This window comes from Bowmanella yangjiangensis, assembly GCF_017255015.1.
Classification (GTDB): Bacteria; Pseudomonadota; Gammaproteobacteria; order Enterobacterales; family Alteromonadaceae; genus Bowmanella; species Bowmanella yangjiangensis.
In genome coordinates, this window is the sequence record NZ_JAFKCS010000837.1 from 1 (window position 1) to 308 (window position 308).

Consider the following 308-nt stretch of genomic DNA (forward strand, 5'->3'; position numbering starts at 1 on the left):
TCCATTCGAACCGTCACCTCCCCGCGCAGTCGGACTCATTGAGCCCATCGCTTGAGGAGACACCGCCATGACGCACAACTGGGATCTGGTCGAACGCCTGCTGCATGAGGCGCAGAACTGCGCCGGCAAACCCTTCGCTCCGCGCCAATACGCGCAAGACCTGGCCGATGAGCAGGGCCTGGCTGCAACAGCCGACCTCGACCACCTGCGCGCCCAGGCGACCCGCTACGAAGCGCGCCTGCTGGAGAACGGCTTCATCGAGCCACGGCCGGAGAGCGAAGGCGGCAATGGCGAGAACTTCGTCCTGA

1 protein-coding gene is annotated in these 308 nt (G+C 65.3%); it reads left to right on the forward strand.

Annotation, left to right across the window (positions count from 1 at the left end; translation table 11 throughout):
* Positions 1-67 precede the first annotated feature (67 nt).
* On the forward strand, positions 68-308 hold a 241-nt coding region (locus tag J0A65_RS26905; protein WP_232850180.1), incomplete at its 3' end, for a hypothetical protein.